This window comes from Bradyrhizobium sp. 1 (assembly GCF_023073315.1).
Lineage (GTDB): Bacteria > Pseudomonadota > Alphaproteobacteria > Rhizobiales > Xanthobacteraceae > Bradyrhizobium.
The window spans coordinates 684,924-703,084 of record NZ_JADPJH010000018.1 but is presented as its reverse complement, the minus strand read 5'-3'; the positions used below and the strand labels follow the sequence as shown (position 1 = coordinate 703,084).

At 65.1% G+C, this 18,161-nt stretch carries 13 protein-coding genes; 5 read left to right on the top strand and 8 right to left on the bottom strand.

What is annotated here, in order from left to right; all coding sequences use genetic code 11:
- Positions 1–105: 105 nt before the first annotated feature.
- Together IVB29_RS15785 and IVB29_RS15780 are read right to left on the bottom strand one after the other, a co-directional pair.
- The gene (locus IVB29_RS15785; RefSeq protein ID WP_247504272.1) at positions 106–1,800 is read right to left on the bottom strand and encodes a GMC oxidoreductase; all 1,695 of its coding nucleotides are present in this window, start codon (positions 1,798–1,800) and stop codon (positions 106–108) included.
- Positions 1,801–1,938: 138 nt separating this feature from the next.
- Positions 1,939–2,817 (bottom strand): NmrA/HSCARG family protein, encoded by an 879-nt coding sequence (locus IVB29_RS15780; protein WP_247504271.1) that lies wholly within the window; start codon positions 2,815–2,817, stop codon positions 1,939–1,941.
- Positions 2,818–2,923: 106 nt separating this feature from the next.
- On the opposite strand from IVB29_RS15780, the gene IVB29_RS15775 reads away from it, so the two are divergent.
- Positions 2,924–3,814, top strand: a complete 891-nt coding sequence (locus IVB29_RS15775; RefSeq protein WP_247504270.1) for a LysR family transcriptional regulator — start codon at positions 2,924–2,926, stop codon at positions 3,812–3,814.
- A gap of 22 nt (positions 3,815–3,836) precedes the next feature.
- On the opposite strand, the gene IVB29_RS15770 is transcribed toward IVB29_RS15775, so the two are convergent.
- Complete coding sequence (locus tag IVB29_RS15770) at positions 3,837–4,097, bottom strand: hypothetical protein (protein WP_247504269.1); 261 nt, start codon at positions 4,095–4,097, stop codon at positions 3,837–3,839.
- Positions 4,098–4,240: 143 nt separating this feature from the next.
- Between IVB29_RS15770 and IVB29_RS15765 the strand changes: the two genes are divergently transcribed.
- Complete coding sequence (locus IVB29_RS15765) at positions 4,241–4,930, top strand: NAD-dependent epimerase/dehydratase family protein (protein ID WP_247504268.1); 690 nt, start codon at positions 4,241–4,243, stop codon at positions 4,928–4,930.
- A gap of 3 nt (positions 4,931–4,933) precedes the next feature.
- Here IVB29_RS15765 and IVB29_RS15760 read toward each other — a convergent pair whose 3' ends face one another.
- The gene (locus IVB29_RS15760) at positions 4,934–7,597 is read right to left on the bottom strand and encodes an EAL domain-containing protein (protein WP_247504267.1); all 2,664 of its coding nucleotides are present in this window, start codon (positions 7,595–7,597) and stop codon (positions 4,934–4,936) included.
- 199 nt (positions 7,598–7,796) lie between these two features.
- Positions 7,797–8,492: a hypothetical protein gene (locus IVB29_RS15755; protein WP_247504266.1), complete on the bottom strand. Its 696-nt coding sequence runs from the start codon at positions 8,490–8,492 to the stop codon at positions 7,797–7,799.
- 185 nt (positions 8,493–8,677) lie between these two features.
- Here IVB29_RS15755 and IVB29_RS15750 point away from each other — a divergent pair, with 185 nt between their 5' ends.
- Together IVB29_RS15750 and IVB29_RS15745 are read left to right on the top strand one after the other, a co-directional pair.
- On the top strand, positions 8,678–9,679 hold the full coding sequence (locus IVB29_RS15750; RefSeq protein ID WP_247504265.1) for a LysM peptidoglycan-binding domain-containing protein: 1,002 nt from the start codon (positions 8,678–8,680) through the stop codon (positions 9,677–9,679).
- Positions 9,680–10,019: 340 nt separating this feature from the next.
- Positions 10,020–11,273 carry a Spy/CpxP family protein refolding chaperone gene (locus tag IVB29_RS15745; protein ID WP_247504264.1) on the top strand — a complete coding sequence of 418 codons (1,254 nt, stop codon included), beginning with the start codon at positions 10,020–10,022 and terminating at the stop codon, positions 11,271–11,273.
- A gap of 97 nt (positions 11,274–11,370) precedes the next feature.
- On the opposite strand, the gene IVB29_RS15740 is transcribed toward IVB29_RS15745, so the two are convergent.
- The 3 genes from IVB29_RS15740 to IVB29_RS15730 form a co-directional block, all read right to left on the bottom strand.
- On the bottom strand, positions 11,371–12,198 hold the full coding sequence (locus IVB29_RS15740; RefSeq protein ID WP_247504263.1) for a hypothetical protein: 828 nt from the start codon (positions 12,196–12,198) through the stop codon (positions 11,371–11,373).
- Positions 12,199–12,449: 251 nt separating this feature from the next.
- The gene (locus tag IVB29_RS15735; RefSeq protein WP_247504262.1) at positions 12,450–14,897 is read right to left on the bottom strand and encodes an adenylate/guanylate cyclase domain-containing protein; all 2,448 of its coding nucleotides are present in this window, start codon (positions 14,895–14,897) and stop codon (positions 12,450–12,452) included.
- Between the two features lie 227 nt (positions 14,898–15,124).
- Positions 15,125–17,206, bottom strand: coding sequence for an AsmA family protein (locus tag IVB29_RS15730; protein ID WP_247504261.1), 2,082 nt, complete (start codon positions 17,204–17,206; stop codon positions 15,125–15,127).
- 235 nt (positions 17,207–17,441) lie between these two features.
- Here IVB29_RS15730 and IVB29_RS15725 point away from each other — a divergent pair, with 235 nt between their 5' ends.
- Complete coding sequence (locus IVB29_RS15725) at positions 17,442–18,116, top strand: Crp/Fnr family transcriptional regulator (protein ID WP_247504260.1); 675 nt, start codon at positions 17,442–17,444, stop codon at positions 18,114–18,116.
- The last annotated feature ends 45 nt before the right edge of the window (positions 18,117–18,161 follow it).

The window sequence follows — 18,161 nt, the reverse complement described above, 5'->3', positions numbered from 1 at the left end:
AGACGTTGGCTCCCGATCGCTGGCCTGCCTTCACGGCAAAGCTCGCGGTCCAAGGTCCGGTTTGGATTCGCCTCCGTTTCCGGGCCTCGTCTCGCCAGGATCGGATCACTGCATCGCTGCTGCGATCTTCTCCGCCGTCATCAGCACCGGAAAATTGGTGTTGGCGCACGGCACCACCGGGAAGATCGAGGCGTCGACGACGCGCAGGCCCTGGATGCCCTTGACGCGGCCCTGGTTGTCGACCACCGCCATCGGATCACTGACCAGGCCCATGCGGCATGAGCAGGAGGCGTGCCACACGCCGATGGTCGCCTTGCGCACGAACGCTTCCAGCGCATCGTCGTCGTTGATCACCTGGTCGAAGGTGAAACCTTCGACGACGAAATTGTCGATCATGTAGTGGCGCAGCGCCGCCGGCCCGTCCATCAGCGCCGCGGCGATCCTGGTCAAAATCCTGTTCTTGGTGTTGACCACGCCGATCTTGCGGACCTTGTCGGTATAGGCGGCCGGAAACGGCTTGTCCGTCACAGCCTTGACCACGTCGCTCATCTGCACCGCCGCCATCTTGCGGAAGCCGCTCATCAGGCGATCGAGGTCGCGGCGGTCGGACAGCAGATTGAACTCGACGATCGGCTCGGCCGAGGGATCGCGCGAGGCAAGCTTGACCTGTCCGGTCTCCGAATAGGTCTTGTTGACGAAGGTCAGGAGCGAACCGATTTGCTCGCCGACCGCGTGCCAGGCCGACTTGCTCAGCAGGACGACGAACATGTCGCCCTTGGGGACGCCCGCGAGCCCGGAGGAGTAACGCAGGCCCAGCTGCATGTGGCGCCTGGTATGCTCGTTCATGCGCGCGCCGCGGCGAACAAAGGACGACAGCGAAATCGAGGGATGATCCATCAGGCGCTGGCCGACGCCTTGCAGCCCCATCAGGACGGGAATGCCGAGATCCTTGAGGTGGCCGACCGGGCCGATGCCGGCGCGCAAGAGATGCGCCGGCGAATGGATCGCGCCCGAGGAGAGAATGATCTCACGTCCGCGGAATTCCTGCTCGCGCCCATCGACCACTGCCTTCACGCCGACGCATTGCGTGCCCTCGAACAGCAGCTCTCTCACCTGCGTGCCGGTGGAGATCGTCAGATTGGCGCGCTTGCGCGTGTCGCGATCGAGATAGCCCATCGCGGCCGAGACGCGCTGCTCGGCCTGGTTGGAGTGCGTCACCGGGAAATAGCCGTCGACGAACTCGCCGTTCTGGTCGGCTACGAATGGATGGCCGGCCTGCTGGAAGGCATCGGCGAAAGCCTGCGAATGCCGCGTCCAGTGCTCTCTTGGAATTCTGCGCACCGGAATTCGGCCGTCCTTGCCGTGATAGGGACCGTCGAAATCGAGGTCGCGCTCGACCTTCTTGAAGAACGGCAGCACGTCGTTCCAGGTCCACCCCTCGGCGCCGCGCGCATCCCATTCGTCGTAATCGGTCGGTGCGCCGCGGTTGGCCATCTGGCCGTTGATCGACGATCCCCCGCCCAGCACGCGCGCCTGCTCGTATTTGCGCAAAGGCGGGCGCGCTTCGTTCGGATTGTTGTGGCTGACGACCTGCGTCGTGACCTTGAGCTCGGTCCAGTGAAAGCGCGGATCGAAATACGCCGTGCCCGGATAGCTGTCTCGGATTTCGGCCGGCTCGTTGCCGGGAGGTGTGTCCTGTCCGGCTTCGCACAGCAGGACCTTGTTGGCACTCTTGGCAGACAGCCGGTGGGCCAGCACGGACCCCGCCGAGCCGCCGCCCACGATAATGAAGTCGTACACGATTGGCGTTTCCTCTTGTTCTTGTCAGAGGAAGCTAGCGCGGATTTATCGTGAGGTCACGCACGCGCCAAATTCCAACCCCGGACGTGGCGACGTCCGGGGGTGGTGCAAAGCATCGAGTCTGGCTTGCCGCAACCGTCAGGCCGGCTTCGCGGTCGCCGCGATCTGGGTCGCGAAGCTGCGATAGGAGTGCAGCGGACGTCCCAGCATTTTGGTGAGACGTGCGACGTCGCCGTTCTCGGGGATCATTCCGTCGCTGACAAAGCGCTCGGCCATCAGACGCATTTCGTAGGCCATCCATCTCGGCATGAAAGTCGCCAGATTCTGCTCGAAGCCGGTGGGATCATCGCCGCCATAGGCGACGGGGCGCCCAAGGACCTCCGACCAGATCGTGGCGACGTCCGAACCGGTCAGCGTATCGGGGCCGACCAGATTGATGGTTTCGACCGGCAGCTTGCCTGGCGCCTGCTCGCGCCGGATCAACTCGATCGCCGCGACCTCGCCGATGTCGCGCGTGTCGACCATGGCGAGACCCTTGCTGCCGATCGGCATCGGATAGACGCCGTGGTTGAGGATGACATCCTTGATCGTGAGATCATTGTCGATGAAGTAGGACGGACGCAGGATCGTGGCGCCAAAACCCATCTGTTCGATCATCCGCTCGGCGCCGAACTTCACCGCGAAGTGCGGCACGTTGACGAAGCGATCGGCGTGGATCACCGAGAGATAGACGAGGCGATCGACGCCCGCCTCGCGCGCGACGTTCAGCGTGATCAGCGCCTGGGTGAATTCGTCGCCGGTCACCGCGTTGAGCAGGAACAGCGTCTTGATGCCGCTGAACGCTGCACGCAGCGAGTCGAGATCGAGCAAATCGCCTTTCACGATGTTCACGCCGGCCGGGAATTCGGCCTTTGCGGGATCGCGGGACAGCACGCGCACATCGGCGCCGCGCGCGACGAGTTGCTGGACAATGTGGCGGCCGACACGGCCGGTGGCGCCGGTTACGAGGATGGTCATGGGGGTCACTCCTGTTTGGGATGTGAAGAACACATCCGCAAATTAGTGATCCACATTCGGGCCGATAGACGCTAATTATAGACCATGTGTCTCATTGGTGGAACAGATGGATCTCCTTGCCCTCGCTGACTTCAATCTGGTCGCCCGCCATGGCGGGTTTGGCCGGGCCGCACGGGCCTCGGGCCGTCCGAAAGCGACGCTGTCCCGCCGGGTCTCGGAACTGGAGAGCAGCCTCGATCTGCGTCTGTTCGAGCGCGGAGCGCGCGTCCTGAAACTTACGCAGGAAGGGCGGGCACTCCACGAGCGGACGGGGGCACTGCTCGCCGAACTCGACGAGACCGCAGCGGCAATCGCCTCCGGTGGAGACAGGCCGCGCGGCAGGCTTCGGATCAGCGCACCGCTGCTGTTTTCGCAGACCGCAATGGGAAAACTGGCCGCCCTGTTCGCGCTGAAATATCCGGAAGTTCGGCTTGAGGTCACGACGGAAGATCGCGCCGTCGACATGGTCGAGGAAGGCTATGACCTTGTGATCCGCGTCAATCCGGATCCGGACGAAACGCTCGTGGGGCGAATCTTTCTGCGCGATCGGCTGGTGGTCGTGGCGAGCCCGCGCCTTGGCCGCCACGCAGACGATCGTGCCGTGCCGGCCGTGGTGCGCGAGACGGGCGATCTGACGTCCGGCTGGGATGTGGTCGCAACGGGTGGAAATTTGCGTCTCGCGGTCGAGCCGGTGCTTCGCCTGTCGTCGCTGATCATGATCCGCGATGCCGTCCGGGCGGGCGCCGGTGCCGCGCGGCTCCCAGTCTCGCTCGTGAGCCGGGACCTCGAGGCCGGGAAGCTTGTGCATTGGGGTGATATCGACGGACCCGAGATCACGCTCTGGACGCTCTATCCATCGCGCCGACTGCTGAGCGCGCGCGTATCCGCGTTTCTCGACTGCCTCAAGGAAGCGTTTCCTTCGGGCGCGCCCGAGGAGCTCGCAGCCTTCCTCGACTGAGCGAAGCCGCTGAGACCAAACCCTATTGCAGAACCTTCGGCATCACGACGACGACGTCGACCTGCTTGTCGAGCACCCGCGATGCGACTGCGGCGATGAGAGGCGAATAGCTGTCCTCGATGTCGGACGCGACGTCCTCGTTCCTGGCGAAGGCGTAGAGCATCGTGCTCTCGATTTCGTCGAAGCGGATGCCGGCGAAGACGCGATCGAATGCCTCGGCGCCGACGGCGCCCGCGACGAGCGCCTGGATCGCCTGGTCCTGAACGGGTGTGAGCTTCATCATGCCGATGAGATAAGGGACCGCCGCGCGAATACAAGATGCGGAGGAACGGGTCGGGACGGGGCCTTGCGCCAGCACAACATGCCGTTAGGAAAGAAAGCCAGCGCGCGGATGCGCCGCTGCAACGTCCTTCATTAAGGCTGGGAATGACATTTCGCGTCTTGATCATCGGCGGCACGGGACAGGTCGGAGCTGCCGTGGTGCGTGCGCTCGTGGCAGAGCCGTCGTGCGCAGAAATCGTGATGGTCAATCGCAAGGCGGCATCTGCGAACGCCAACTCGCGCGTGCGGCAGCTGATCCTGGACACGGCCGATGCCCGCTTTTCAGCAGAGCTGACCAAGGTTGCGCACGGCCTGGTCGCGCAAGGTGATCCTGTCTACGGGGCATCCTGTGTCGGCGTCGGCAAGGGCAGCATGAATTGGAGCGAAGAAGAATTGAAGGCGCTCGAAATCGGCGTCGTCGGTGGTTTTGCGAGGGGTTGCCATGCCGGCGGCATCACACGCTTCTCCCTGCTTTCGGCCGTGGGAAGCACCGCGAAAAGCAGGTTCCGTTATGTGCGGGTCATGGGCCTGAAGGAAGAGGCGGTCCAAAACGCAGGCTTCCAGCGCCTCGCGATTTTTCGTCCGGGAATTATCGCAGGCAATGCTCACACCCCGGGCTACGTCGCCTGGCTAGGGCGCCTCATTCCGGGATCGTTTGGTGTGATCGAGCAGGACGACATCGGACGCGCCTTCGTGGCCGAATTCGTCGACGGCTCGGCGGCGAACGGGATCGTCCATCTGGAAAACGAAGCGATGAGGCGGATGTCTCGTGCCTTGGATTATCGACGAAGTTAGCAGCTAAGCTGCCGCCGCCTGCGCCGACAACAGCTGCTTCAACTTCGCCGCCGGCACCGCCGGGCTGAACAGCCAGCCCTGCATCTGGCTGCATCCGAGCTTTCGCAGCACTTCGCGCTGCGCTTCGGTCTCGACGCCTTCGGCGGTCGTCGCCATGTGGCGGGCGGCGGCCATGTGCACCACGGCCTGGACGATCGGCGAAGAGTCCTCGGACTGGCCGATGTCGCTGATGAAGCTGCGGTCGATCTTGATCTTGTCGAACGGGAAGCGGTGCAGATAGCTCAGCGACGAATAGCCGGTGCCGAAATCGTCGAGCGCGATGCGCACGCCGAGCTCGCGCAGCTGCTGGAGGATCGTCAGGGCCTCCGCGTCGTCGCGGATCAGGACGGTTTCGGTGATTTCGAGCTCGAGCCGGCCGGGCGCAAGGCCTGACTCCGCGAGCGCGGCGGCGACCTTCAGCGCCAGCGTCCTGGAGCGGAACTGCACCGGCGAGACGTTGACAGCGATGTGGATGTCGCCGGGCCATGATGCCGCTTCGGTGCAGGCCTGCCTCAAGACCCATTCGCCGATCTCGCCGATCAGTCCGGTGTCTTCTGCGACCGGAATGAAGTCCGCGGGCGAGACCATGCCGCGCTCGGGATGGTGCCAGCGCAGCAGCGCCTCGCAGCCGTTTACGACATTGGCCGCGAGGTCGACCAGCGGCTGGTAATGCACCTCGAACTCGCCGCGCGCGAGCGCCTGCCGCAAATCGAGCTCGAGCTGGCGGCGCTGCCGCGCCTTGGCGTCGTATTCGGGCACGAAGATGCGGAAGGTGCCGCGCCCTTCCGATTTCGCCGCATACATTGCGAGATCAGCGCGCTTGAGCAGCTCGTCGAGATTGTCGCCGTGGTCGGGCGCGATCGCGATGCCGATGCTGGCATCGGTCTGGATGTCCTGGTCCTTGCAGCTCACGGGCGCGCGGAGCGCGTTGAGGATCGTGTCGGCGAGCGCCGACAGCTCAGCCCGGTCGCTGGTTCCGGCCTTGATGACGGCGAATTCGTCGCCCCCAAGCCGTGCGACGAGATCGTTGCCGCTGACGCAGGCGCGCAGGCGGTTTGCGACCTGGCGGAGCAGCTCGTCGCCGACCTCGTGGCCGAGCGAATCATTGACGCCCTTGAATTCGTCGACGTCGATATAGAGCATCGCGAACGGCTTGCCCTGGGCGAGCTCCGCGACGCGGCGCTCGAGATGGCCGCGCATCAGCACGCGGTTGGGCAGGTCGGTCAGCGCATCATAATGCGCCATATGTGCGATGCGTTCGTCGGCGCGGATGCGTTCGGTGACGTCGTTATGGGTGGCGAGCCAGCCGCCTGCGGCGCCGGGCTGGTTCTTGACCTCGATCAGGCGGCCGTCGGCGGTCTCGACGATCGCGCTCTGGGTCAGTCCGACACTGCTCAAGACGCCGTCGCAATAGGAATCGACGTCACCCTCGAACGAGCCGGTGTCATGGCGGTGCTGGATCACGTCGCGGAAATAGGCGCCGGGCTTCACCACGCCCGCCGACAATTGATACATCTCGATGTAGCGGCGGTTGCAGACGATGAGCCGCTCGTCCTGGTCGAACATCAGCAGGCCTTGCGTCATCGTGTTCATGGCGGTGTCGAGCCGCTGCTTCTCCAGCGAGACGCGGTGCGTCACCTGGCGGAAGATCAGGGACAGCGTCAGCACCAGGAGGCCGATCGACAGCACGGCGACGGTGACGAAGAATTTGGTTTGCGTGTGCCAGGTGGCGAGCGTTGCGTCCAACGACTTGGTCGCGACCACGACCAGTGGCTCGCCGGTGAGAAGGCGCGAGGCGACGATGCGGTCCTTGCCGTCGATCGGGCTCGTGAGCCTGGTCGTGACGAAGGTGCGCTCGAACACCGCCATCTGGTCCGACGTGCCTTCGCGAAAATTCTGCCCGATCATGTCATCGACATGCGGGACGCGCGCGAGCAGCTGGCCGTTCTGGTGATGCATCGCGATCGAGGATTCCTCGCCGAGCCCGGCCGAGGCAAAGAAGGATTCGAGCTGCTCGGGCGTGATCGCGCGCGAGACGATCCCCAGGAATTCGCCGTGCGGGCCGGAGATGCGCTGCGCGAACACGATCGCCGGTCCGTTGCCGATCCGGCCGCGCACGACCTCGACCTCCTTCTGCGCCGCCGGATCGTTCTTGAGCCGGTTGAAATAGCCGCGGTCTGCGACCGAGATGTCGGCGACCGGCCAGCGCCGCGACGAATTGATCAGCATGCCGCCGGCGTCGAAGACGTTGGCGCCGGCAACGTCGGACCAGCCACTGGCTTTTGCGCGCAGCACCTCATGCATCGCAAGGGTGCCCATCTCGCTGCGGAAGATATCGTCGGAGGCGATGCCGTGGCCTTCGAGTTCCGCGATGACGCTCTTCTGCAGCACCGCAAAGTCTGCGAATTCGCGGTCGAAATGCCGGGCTAGCAGACGGACGGAGTTTTCAAGGCTGTCGCGGCCGCTTTCGATCGCGTTCTGCCGGAAGCGGTCGACGGTGAGTGCGGTGCCGATGGCGGTCGCAAGCATCAGCACGAAGCCGCCGACGATCAGCCACGTCAGCGGCGCCCCGCGCCAACGGCGGAGCAGCGCGCGTAGTCGCGCGGTCCATCGGATCGATGCGCCCATCCAGCCCTCCCGTGGGATGCAAGATGCAGCAAAACCGACAAGAGCCAGTTACCATTGAGGGTTAGGAAAATATGAATCGGTGCGGAATCAGCGGGTTCCGTAGGCTGGATTGGCCGAAGGCGTAATCCACCGCCTTTCTTCCGCGGATAGAGACCGTGGTGGGTTACGCCTTCGGCTAACCCACCCCACGAAACCGGCGTTACCGCTTGATCTCCCAGTTCAGTGCTTCCGCATTCTCCTTGGCAAACATCCTGGGCACATCGAACTTGCCGGTCTTGAGGTCATAGCGGCATTGCCAGCCGCCCAGTCCTTTCACGGCGACGTTCTTCGGGTGCTTGTCGAATGCGCCACTGAGCGAGATCACGAGGTAGCGGTTGTCGGGCCAGTCCACGCCGAGCCAGCGATAGCCCTCTTCCGTGCCCTTCATCAGATTGGCGGTGATGTGGTAGTCGAGCTTGGCGAAATGCTTCGTCTCCGGCCGAGCGTAGAAATAGTCCCAGGCGAGATCGCTGAGCGATTTCCTGGTCGCGCTGACGAAGGCGCCGTTCTCGACATGGTAGAGGAACAGATCCTGCTCGCCGGAGCCGGTCTTCTGCATCCGCACCAGCCATTGCGAATCGTTGGTGAAGCGGAAGCCGGCGCCATAGCCCTGCTCCGGCTTCAGCTCCGTCATCTGCTCGCCACGCCGGGCCCAGACCTGCCATTTGACGTCGAAATCCCCGCCGTCCTTCATGTACTGCTCGAGCCTGGTGGCGCCGTCGGGCGAGGTGAAGGCGAGATCGGCATTGTCGGTGAGGGCGAACCCCGGCGGCGGGCCGGAGGCGGCGAGTGCGGGAGAGGCGGCCAGCGTCAAGGCGAGCGCCAGCCATGGCGCGGTGCGGCAAAATGCGTTCACGAGGAAAATCCTTGAAAAAATGCCGTGTTGCGGCCTCGCTCGTTTGACTCCGGCCGGGCCGTGCCGGTTCATTTGAGGGGGCGATCGTCCGTTCGACCGTCTTGCTGCCGTAGCCAAATCGGCGCAATTTGCCGCCCTCGGCTGATTTGCAAGGTTCGTTCAGGGTTCGTTGAGGTTCGCTTCTGATGATCACCGCTTCCAAGGCCTTCATTGCATTCTGTCTGCTCGCACTGGCCGGCACCGTGCTGGTGATCGGTCCCACCGAGCTGCGCCGCCTGTTGCCGGGCGGGGAGAAGACCGCGGTCGTCGCGGCGGCCAAGCCAGAGGCAAAGCCTGAAGCCAAGGTCGAACCCAAAGCCGAATCCAAGGCCGAATCCAAGGCCGAATCCAAGCCGGCCGAGCCAAAGCTCGCCGCGGCCCCGCCGAAGGCTGATGCGCTGGCCGAGACGCAAAAGCAGGTCACGGCGCTGGCCGATCTTGTGCCGGTCAAGCCGCCGGCCGCCGCGACCGACGGCGCTCCTCGTTTCGACGTGGGGCGCATCGACGATCATGGCGAAGCTGCGGTGATCGCCGGCCAGGCCGCGCCGGGCGCCAAGGTCGAGCTGCTGCGCGACGGCAAGACACTCGACACAGTGCTGGCCGATGCCTCCGGCCAGTTCGTGATGACCCCGCCGCAGCTTCCTTCAGGCTCTTACGAATTGACCTTGCGGGCGAAAGCGCCCGACGGCACCGTTACGCAGTCCGCCCGCACCATGCCGGTGACGATCGCCGAAGCTGCGCCGCCGCCCGCGCGTCCGGCACCGGCCGCGAAACAGGCTGAGAAGCCGGACGACAAATCGGACGTCGTGGCGTCCCTGCCGGCGCCGCGTCTTGCCGCGACGCCTGATAGGTCAGCGGTTCGGCCGAGAATGATGGGCGCACCCAAACCCAGGGTCATGGCGAGGGTGCCGGCGGCCGCCGCGACGGTCGCATCGGCTTCGCCCGCGGATGTCTTCAACACGACACCGGCGGAGGCTGGCGGCAGCCACGTGATTTCCCGCGGCGAGAGCCTCTGGGCGCTGAGCCGTCTCGCTTACGGCGACGGCGCCCGCTACGCGGTGATCGTCAACGCCAACCGCGAGAAGATCCACAATCCCAACCTGATCTATCCCGGTCAGACCTTTGTGATGCCGCAAAAGACGCAGTGAGGCGCGACGGTTCTCGCTGTTCCGGCTTGCATCTCCTGACGCTTCGACGCGGCTGCCTTACCTCGCCCCGCTTGCGGGGAGAGGTCGGAACGCATCGCCAGATGCGTTCCGGGTGAGGGGGTACAGGTCTATCGATGAATCTCGCGCGTGGAGAGGACCCCTCACCCCGACCCTCTCCCCGCAAGAGCGGGGCGAGGGAGAAGAGAGACCGCGACGCTTTGACCGTCTCACCGCGGAACATTTGGTTCCCCGGCGCGTCTTCTCCATGCGGCGCGATGCGCGCTTGGCGCTGGAGGAGGACCGGGACGTGGTCGGCTCGGTAGTCAGGTCGAAATCACGCATGGGATTGGCACTGGCAGGTGCCGCTTTGGCTCTCGCAGTGCTGCTGCCTGACAGGGCCGAGGCGCAGTTCGGACTGGGCGGCGGGCCGCTAGGCGTAGCCCGCTTCGCCGTCGGTCACGTGATCGGCCTTTCGCGATTGCGTCACGCCCGGATGGCGGTGCGGGGCGGGCGCTACCGTTCCGCCGCGTTGCGGTCGCAAGATCCGCGCGGCGCCCAACGCGAGCAATTATCCAATCCCTACATCCTGCGCGCGGCGCTCTCGGCGCAGGCTGCGCTGTCAGGCTGGCGCGGCGGCCGCCGTCCGCAGGGCTGGTGGCGCCACCCCGACGGCAGCTATGGCTGGGCCGGCCCGGTGTTCTGGCCGTTCGCGCATGACGATCTCACCAATGCGGTGATCTTCGCCGATGCGACCAGCATCTCGCTCTATGGCTATGGCGACATTTACGCCGCGATCTTCGCGCCCTATGCGGCCACGGAGCTTGCCGCCTACACCGCGCCGCAAGGCAGGCGCGCGCGCAAAATTCCGTCGGCGCAGAACATTTGCGATGTCAGCGATCCCGCCGGCTTTCCCGCGGATCGCATCGCCGCCGCCGTGCAACTGAGCGAATTGCATCGCACCGCGCTCGACGATCTCAGTGCTGCCTGGCTTTCTGCCCGCGACAGCATTCGCTCGGCCTGCCCGACGCAGGTGCCCGCGACCGCAACGGAGCGCCTCGGCCTGATGCGCGAGCGCCTCGAAGCCATGATCAAGGCGACGGACACAATCGCGCCGCAGCTCGCAAAATTCGTCGATCTGCTCGATGATGGGCAGAAAGCAAAGCTCGACGCACTGGCGAACGAGCGCCGCGCCGCGCTCGCAGCCGGCCAGCGCAAGGATGCGCGGGCGGAAGCCGCCTGCGATCCGGACAATGATCCCCGCTATGACGTCAAGGCGCAGCGCCAATATGAGCAGCTCGTCCAGCAGCAATGGCCAGCCGCCGACATCGCGTCCACGCTAAAACTCGACGACATTGCCCGCGCGCGCCTCGACGTGCTCCAGGACACCACGCTGCGCACCATGGAGACGCTCAGCGCCTGCCCGACCAAGGCCGCCGCGACACCGCAGGCCCGCCTCGCTGCCGTAAAGGCACGGCTGGAGACGATGCTGCAAGCGGTCAAGGGTGTCGGCGATGCGCTCGATGATTTCGAAGCGGATCTGAGCGACGAGCAGAAGGCTGGCTTCGAGGCGATGGGGCCGAAGCGCGGGGCGTGATTAGAGCGTTTTCGAGCGAAGTGGATACCGATTCGCGTGAAGAAAACGCGTCCAAACAAGAACGAGAGTCTCGTTCCGATTCCATCGGAACGGGGCTCTAGCCGCACGCCCAGTCGAATTTCATGTCCTTGAAGTCGAGCTGCGCGTTGCCGCCGCCAAAATTGTAGCCGCCAAAATATTCCTCGAACTCGATGTAGAACGGGCTCATCTCCGGCACCGCTTGGCACGGCCGCATGGTGCCGCCGAGATGATTGTGGGCGTGGTCCTTGCCCCAATCGTGCAGGCGGAAATTGTCGCGGCTCGGCACGCCGCCGACATAGTAGTAAAACGGCTGATAGCCGGTCGGCGAATTGCGGCTGGTGTGCTCGTCCTGCGGGCCCTTGCCGGCATTGGGATCGCTCGCGCGCGGCACCAGCGCAATCGCGCGGGTCTCGCTGAGATCGGTGCGCGGCGAGGTGGCAAACATTTTCTTCGCGTAAGGCGCGGCCGCCTCGAAGAAGGCGCAGGCGCCGCCGACGTCGAGCCAGCGCGGTCGATCCGCCGTCGCCAGCGCAAGCGGCACCGGTGGCGTCGCGAATGCGCCCTCGTACTCCGCTTGGGTGAGCAGCAGCGCTGCATATTCATAATCGAGAATGTCGGTCATGCGCGAGAGCCGCGGATGCGCGGCGCGCGCCGTCACGGCCTCGCGGATTTCAGGATCGTCAGGCGCGCCGCCGTCATTGTGATCGGGCGCAGTCGCAAAGAACGACACCGCGACGATATCCGCGCCATGCACGCGATAATCGTCCGGCAGCTTCAAGGTAAAACCGTGCATCAGCGGAAACCCGGTGACGGGATCGAGCGGCCATTGTTCGGATGTGATGCCCGGCGGCAGCCCATAGACCCAGCCCTGATCGCGCGCGCGATCGGCGGGCCGGTCCAGCATCTGCAAATCATACGCACGCGAAGGCAAGGCAAACGCCACAGGTCTCTCCCATCCGAACTCAGGCCTCGTCGTTGAGGCGATGGTTAGTCGCGGGGAGGAGGGATGTGGTTCGTGGGAGGGGTGGGGAAGATGATGCCATTTTGCCGGTGTTTTGCCCGACAAATCAAACCGCCTTCGCGTCCCCGTAACTCATTGATTCCACAGACCCTGTCTACTGTGCATGGGGTTGTTTTCGCATTTTTTTGTTTTAGCTACCCCCGCCGCCGTGCCGCCGACGCATCCACCGCGTCCGCCTCGTCGTCGTGCCAGCTCAAAATCTCCATCGCCAGCACCGGGTGGTTAAAACCCTTGAGCTGGAGATCGTCGAGCGCGCGGGCTTCGACGAAAGGTTCGACCATGCCGTAGACGCGGCGGCTGACCACGATCTGGTCGGCCTTGGCTTCGCCGCAGAGGCGGGAGGCGAGGTTGGTGACGCTGCCGATCGCGGCATATTCCAGCCGCTGCTCGAAGCCGACCTGGCCGAGCGTGGCATAGCCGAGCGCAATGCCGATGCCGAAGCCGAGGCTGTGCCCTCGGTTGCGCCAGCGCTCGGTCAGCGGGCCGATGGTGTCGCGCATCTCCACTGCCATCTTCACGGCGCGCTGGACGTGGTCCTCGAACTGGATCGGCGCGTTGAACAGGATCATCACGCCGTCGCCGGCATATTTGTCGAGCGTGCCCTCGTACTTGAAGATCAGCGTGCCGAGCGCGGCGTGATATTCGCGCAGCACGTTCATCGCCTCTTCCGGCTCGGTCGCTTCGGTGAACGCGGTGAAGCCGCGCAGGTCGCAGAACACCACGGTCACCTCGCGGCGCTGGCTGGTGAGCAGCCCCTCGGGGCTGTCGGAGGAGGCGATCAGCTGCGCCACCTGCGGCGCCAGGAAACGCTCGAGCTTGCGGATGCGCTCGATCTCGCCGAGCTGGGTCTCGACGCGCTCCTCCAGCGACTTGTTCCAGTCCTTGAGCTGCTCGGTCTGCTGCTTGAGCTTGTCGGCCTGGGCGCGCACGGTCTCGTTCGCCGCCTCCAGCGCGTGGCTCTTGTGGTCGACCTCGGTGAACAGCCGCGCATTGCGCATCGCCAGCACCGCCTGGTTGGCGAAGGTGCGCATCAACCCGGTGACGCTGCCGGCGAACTCGCCGCTGGCGCGGCGCAGCACCACCAGCGAGCCGAGCGTGCCCTGCTGGTCCACCAGCGGCACCACCAGCACCGAGTGGAAGCCGGCATCGACCGCGACATCGCGCAGCGGCTGCCCAGAGGCCAGGTCGAGATCGGCAATCGCGATCGGCTCGCCGCTTTCGGCCGCGTTACTTAGAATGGTCTCGCCTTCGCCGATCGTGACATGCGCGCCTTCGGCCGATTTGTCGATGCCGTTGGATTCGACCAGGTTGAAGCGGCGCGTCTCGGCATCGTAGCCGTAGATCAGCACGGCGTCGGCATGGGTGATCTCGATCGCGCGCGCCGCGATGGTCGGCAGCACGGCGTTGAGATCGAGCGAGGAGGCGACCGCGCGGCCGACCTCTTCCAGCACCTTCAATTCGTTGATCGACTGCGCGAGGTCGCGGGTGCGCTCGTCGACCTTGGTTTCGAGATTGGAATAGGTTTCCTGGAGCTGGCCGGCCATGCGGTTGAACTGGCTCGCAAGATCTTCCAGCTCGTCGGATGTGTGCACGTCGATGCGGTGGTTGAAGTCGCCTTCGCCGAGCTTGTGCGCTCCGTCGCGCAGCGCCGTGATCGGGATGATCATGCGGCGCGCCAGCAACGTGCCGGCGAGGATCGCGACCATCAGGCCCATTCCGATCAGCAGCGCTATGCGCACCAGCTGGTCGCGGATCGGCATCAGGGCCTGCGTGGTCGGCTGCTCGAACAGCACGCTCCAGCCGAGCTTCGGCACGGTGCTCGCGGCCGACAGCACCGAATGGCCGTTGAAATCGGTGCCCGACGTGTCGGGCGCGCCACCGGGCGCGATCGCGGCCGCCACCTGCGGCAGCTTCGAAAGGTCCTTGCCGACATCGGGTCCCTTCGATGACGTCGCCAGCACGCGGCCGCGCGGATCGACCACATAGGCAAAGGCCGCCTTGCCGACCTGGGTGTCGGACAGGAAGTCGGAGAGGAAGCTGAGATCGATCTCGGCGACCGTGACGCCGGCATTGAAGCCGGAATGCGCCACCGAGATCGACATCATCGGCCTCTGGTCGACGAAATAAGCCGGCGCATAGCTGACGCCGCGGGCAACCGTGTCGGTAAAGCGCATGTCGCGAGAGAGATCGGCATTGCTGCCGGTCGTGGTCGACTGGCGCGAGACGCGCAGCACCTCGCGGCCGTCGCCGTTGAGCTGGAACAGCTGGGAGACGACAGAGACCTGCTGCAAGAGCTGGGCGTAGTCGGCGCGACGCTTCTCGAGCGTGTCCCGGCTGGCCGTCGTCACCCAGCTGATCTGGCGCTCGAGTTCGGAGACGGATTGCTCCATGCGCCGGGCCGCGGCCTGCGCCTTGTCTTCCAGCCCGTCGGTCAGTGACGTCTTGGTGGCGCGATAGGAGATCCAGGTCTCCATCGCACCGTTGACGGCGAGCACGAACACGACGAGGCCGACGAGGGAGACGACGTATTTGGCGAACAGGCCCTCGCGCAGAAACCGTGTCTTGTCGTTCGCTCCCGCCATCCGGATCCTCTCGCGCCGCCATCGACGCTGCGCGCTACGGGCCGTACGGGCCCAGCCGTCCTTCTACCATAATTTGGGCCGGACGACCGGTGGACCGGCGGGCTTGGTTACCCGCCGCGGACGCCGGCTTGGGCCGAATTGTCGCAGCCTCATCCGTTCGGATGAAGCGGGCGGAGGCAGAGCCGGGTTAAGGGATTGGCGTGGAGTCCAGAGCGTTGGTCCGCCCATCATCGATTGAAGAGCTGCCGCAGCACGTCGTTCATCGGCTGACTGTCCTGCTGCGCCACCGGCGCGTCCCCCTGGGTGGGCGGTGCAGGCGAAGGCTGCGGCGCGGGTGTGGAGGGTGTTGCCGGCAGGCTGCGGCTGCGGCCGGTGCCCGTGGCAGTTCCTGCGCCCGTGCCGGTTGCCGCGCCGCTGGAAAGCCCTTGCTGGATCAGATTGCCGATCGCCTCGCCCAAGGGGCCGCCGAGCGGATTGTTCTGTCCCGGCTGCTGGGTTTGCGGATTGGCATTGCCGGCGGCGTTGCCGCCGCCCGGCACGGTCGTGCCGCCGAGCCCGAGGTTACCGAGGCTGCCCAAAATGTTGCCGAGGCCTGCGCCATCAGGTCCGAACAGGCCCTTGCCCATCTCGCGCAGCTTGGCGTAGGCGGCATCCGGGTTGTCGAGCATGCCCGCCATGTCAGGGTAGATCCGCGGCTGCGACCAAGGGCCGGTGATCATCACGGGAATGCCGAAGCCGACCGGGTCGGAGGTGCGGCCCTGGCCTTCGGTCGTCATCACCAGTTTCGGCTCGACACGAAAGCCCATCAGCTTGGTGTCGAGTGCGATCGTGCCGGCGCCGGTCACGCGCACCAGCGGCCCGATCAGATTGAGATCGGTCGTCACGGCCTGGCCCTTGTCGATGCGGAAGGAGGCCGAGAGCTGCGACAGATCCGTGCTCTGTTCCTGACTGTTGTTCTGGTTGTCTTGCCAGCCCGACAGCGTACCCGATGTCAGCGAGCGGATCATCTGCGCGACGTTGACGCCGCGGATGGCGCCGTCCTGGAAATTGACGAAGGCGGTGCCCTGCATGTTCGCCATCAGGGCGCGCTGGCTGGTGCCGGCGCTGCGCAATGCGAGCTTGGCTTGCAGCTTGCCGTCGATCCGGTCGAATTCGGCAAGGCCCTGGAGCAGCGGCAGCGCGCGCACGCCGGCGAGATCGGAATGCATGGCAAAGCTCGGTGCGCCGGTGGTCGCATCCAGAATCACCTCGCCCGAGACCTGGCCGCCATAGGCGCCGAGATTGGCGGTGCCGGCCTTCAGCACGCCGCCGGCGAGCTTCGCATCGAGCGCCAGCGGCGCAAGGCGCGCATCGCCGATCACGGCCTCGTTCGCGGAGATCCGCAGCTGCGCATCGACATAATTGAGCCCGGACACGTCAATCGGCGCATCGCTCCAGGGTCGCCCGGGCGCGCCGTCCGGCGACTTCGCCAGCGGAATTGTGAGTCGCTGGAAGTCGAGATCGACCTTGACGAGAGGCTTGCTCGCGATGTCGACCGAAGCCCAGCCGTTGAACGCGCCATCGCCGAGCGTGCCGTTCACGCCGTTGATCATCACGAGATCGCCGCTCAGCCGCATCTCGGCGTGACCTGCGAGCTGAGACTTCAGCACATCGGGCATGTCGATGGCGAAATCCACCGGGATCGTCGGCCGATCGGCGGGCGGCGCCGGCGCCGTCGCCTTGATGTCGAACTTGGTCGGGTGCTCACCGACGCGCGCGGTGCCGGTGATGTTGATCTTGCGATCCCGGCCAACGGTCGCGTCGGCGTTGATGGCGCTGATACGTCCCTCGACGCGATCGCGCTGGCGCGCGAAGGCGACCTCGCCGTCGGTGACCTTGACGCGGTCGATCCTCGCAGCATTGGCGTCGAGCGCGAGCGGCTTCGACGATGCGCTCGCATTCGGCAGGCGCTCGCGCAGCAGCGGCTGGTAGAGCACGGGATGGGTGACGACGAGTTCGCTGATCTCAGGGCTGCCCGACCACACGCTCGAGAGCGACATGTCGGCCTGCACCCTGTCGATCGTGACGCGCGTGATGCCGCTGCGGTCCTTGGGGTCGGCAAGCGTCAGATCGTTCAAGGTGACGTTCAGCGTCGGCCACAGGCTGATCTTGGTGGTGCCGTCGATCGACAGGCGATAGCCGGTCGCGCTCTCGACGCGCGCGGCAATCGTCGAGGTCAGGAAGCCCGACGGGATTCCGACCACGAGCAGAAGCGCGATCACGATGATGATTGCGGCGACTGCGGCGCCGGCGAATTTCACTGCTCTCATGTCGACTTTCCAACGACGGACGAACCGCGCCGAACCCGGCCGCCCACCCGCCCGTTGCGCGTGAGTTTATCCCGGGACGGCAAGCCGCTCCAAGCGATCAAAAATAGTCTGGGGGTGCTGCAAAGTTATGTGACTTATGACACACTTCTCCGGCACGGTTTTACACGATTCTGACGTTGCCGGTTCCAGACAATTTGACGACGAAATTGACAAGCAAGTTCACAAGGAAGTTGAAATGAGCAAGCAGGCCGAATTTGCGGTCATCCTGAAGATGAACCCGATGTTCGCCGACCTCGGCGGGGACGAGCTCCAGCGGCTGTCCAATCTCTGCCACACCCAGCATCTGGGGAATGGCGAGGTGCTGTTCCAGAAGGGCGATGCCGGGGACGCGCTGTTCGGCGTGCGCCGAGGCCAAGTCCGCATCGAGACCGGCGCCTCGGACGGCAGCCGGTTGACGCTGAATTTCATGGGCCCGGGCGACCTGTTCGGCGAGGTCGCGGTGCTGGACGGCCAGAGCCGCACCGCGGATGCCACCGCGGGCGAAGTCAGCGAATTGTTCGTGCTGCGGCGCGAAGACTTTCTCGCCTTTCTCGAGCGCGAGCCGAAGGTCGGGATCAAGATCATCGCATTATTGTGCCAGCGCATCCGCTGGCAGAGCGAGCGCATGGAAGAATCTATGTTACAGCCGCTGCCGGTTCGCCTGGCGCGGCGGCTCTGCGCGCTTGCCGCCGATTTCGGCTCCGAGGTGCACATCTCGCAGGAGCAGCTCGGCGTCTTCGTCGGCGCCGCCCGCGAAAGCGTCAACCGCCAGCTTCAGGCCTGGCGCAAGGAAGCGATCCTGGATCTCCAGCGCGGCCGCATCCTGTTGCGGAACATGACCAGGCTGACCGCGATCGCGCGGAACGAGTAAGGCTTTAGCTGCTCACCTTAATCCCATCGGGACGAGGCAATTCTT

Coding starts and splice junctions, on each gene's coding strand:
- IVB29_RS15780 (WP_247504271.1), bottom strand. CDS start 2,817: ATGACCATCCTCGTAACCGGCGCCACCGGCCGTGTCGGCCGCCACATT.
- IVB29_RS15740 (WP_247504263.1), bottom strand. CDS start 12,198: ATGCTGGACCGGCCCGCCGATCGCGCGCGCGATCAGGGCTGGGTCTAT.
- IVB29_RS15730 (WP_247504261.1), bottom strand. CDS start 17,206: ATGAGAGCAGTGAAATTCGCCGGCGCCGCAGTCGCCGCAATCATCATC.
- IVB29_RS15770 (WP_247504269.1), bottom strand. CDS start 4,097: ATGATGAAGCTCACACCCGTTCAGGACCAGGCGATCCAGGCGCTCGTC.
- IVB29_RS15745 (WP_247504264.1), top strand. CDS start 10,020: ATGGGATTGGCACTGGCAGGTGCCGCTTTGGCTCTCGCAGTGCTGCTG.
- IVB29_RS15775 (WP_247504270.1), top strand. CDS start 2,924: ATGGATCTCCTTGCCCTCGCTGACTTCAATCTGGTCGCCCGCCATGGC.
- IVB29_RS15735 (WP_247504262.1), bottom strand. CDS start 14,897: ATGGCGGGAGCGAACGACAAGACACGGTTTCTGCGCGAGGGCCTGTTC.
- IVB29_RS15750 (WP_247504265.1), top strand. CDS start 8,678: ATGATCACCGCTTCCAAGGCCTTCATTGCATTCTGTCTGCTCGCACTG.
- IVB29_RS15760 (WP_247504267.1), bottom strand. CDS start 7,597: ATGGGCGCATCGATCCGATGGACCGCGCGACTACGCGCGCTGCTCCGC.
- IVB29_RS15725 (WP_247504260.1), top strand. CDS start 17,442: ATGAGCAAGCAGGCCGAATTTGCGGTCATCCTGAAGATGAACCCGATG.
- IVB29_RS15765 (WP_247504268.1), top strand. CDS start 4,241: ATGACATTTCGCGTCTTGATCATCGGCGGCACGGGACAGGTCGGAGCT.